Annotated in this window: 2 protein-coding genes; both read right to left on the reverse strand. The window is 45.4% G+C overall.

From position 1 onward, the window contains the following. Nucleotides 1-187 precede the first annotated feature (187 nt). On the reverse strand, nucleotides 188-799 hold the full coding sequence (locus tag L2I46_RS29135) for a helix-turn-helix transcriptional regulator (RefSeq protein WP_023297970.1): 612 nt from the start codon (nucleotides 797-799) through the stop codon (nucleotides 188-190). Nucleotides 800-914: 115 nt separating this feature from the next. Then, nucleotides 915-1,055: a small membrane protein gene (locus tag L2I46_RS29865; RefSeq protein ID WP_046621842.1), complete on the reverse strand. Its 141-nt coding sequence runs from the start codon at nucleotides 1,053-1,055 to the stop codon at nucleotides 915-917. Nucleotides 1,056-1,195: the final 140 nt, after the last annotated feature.

Here is a 1,195-nt window from a genome sequence, read left to right on the forward strand (position 1 = left end):
AGCGTGCGTATTGCCTGAAAACACAACCCGCTACGGGGGAGACTTACCCGAAATCTGATTTATTCAACAAAGCCAGTTTAACGTTATGTTCGGCAGCGCTGGCGCTTTTTTAGCATCCTGCGGCTATTTTCGGATTCCAGACAATATCACTACGGGAATATCTTATTCTCTTCTGTTCGCTATTTGCCTACCAGCGCTCACGTAACAGATTCATAAACTGGAAAAAGTCGTGATTATTATTCAGGCTGTATTTTTCCATAATCTTATTCTTATGGTAAGCGGCGGTGCGGGGACTGACGCGCTGCAGGGCGGCGATTTTACTCATGTCCAGCCCTTCAAGAATACCGTGCACCACAGCGGTCTGCGACCGCGACAGGACACGATGCGGGCAGCTGGCGCAGCTCAGTTCCCGGCTCGTGGCGTCAGTGGCCGACGGGTCCATACAATGCTGTAGTTCGCTTTTAATGATCGCCAGCAGCTGTGGAATACTGGCCGTTTTCAGCGAGACAAAAATGACTCCTTTCAGGCAATTAATCATGAAATCGTCTTCCGGCAGCTGGTCGTAGCTGTGGAGGATAATCAGGGAGCTGCCTTTTTTTCTGTTTTTAATCAGGGTATTGCACAGATAGATTTCACCAGGGATCACTTCGCATATAATAATATCTTCGTCTGACAGGTCGTTATTGCGCCAGGAGAAACGGGCCCGCATCTCGTCCCGGGAGAGATCATTAACCATGGCGACCAGCGATTCACGTACAAAGGTGTTGCGGGTATTGATGGTGACATTAATGTTTCTCATGGCGTTATTTCCTTATGCAAAACATAACGCCATGCTGTGACAAATCCTCCGGGCGTATGCGGTGTGTTGATTTTATAAACGTACCTGTAATCGTTTTTAATTATTATAAAGTGAATTATTTACGACGCGTCGAACGCTTATCGTTAAACGTAAACTTCTGCCGTCTCCTGTCTTTTAGATAGGAAATAAAACTGTATACAGAGATGCTGAAGAAAAATATGCATAGCAATAATATTAACCACGTTTGCATGGCCATCGTTTTTACCTTATTTGTGCTGCATGGTGTCAGAATTTACCGCGAACGGCTATTACGTTTTGTGGTGATGCCTCTAATTAGTTGAATCTGATGTATAATGCGGGCTTTTGAGGTTCTTTCATGGCCAGCGTTAACATTCA

The organism is Klebsiella sp. 2019SCSN059 (assembly GCF_021739525.1).
GTDB lineage: Bacteria > Pseudomonadota > Gammaproteobacteria > Enterobacterales > Enterobacteriaceae > Klebsiella > Klebsiella quasipneumoniae.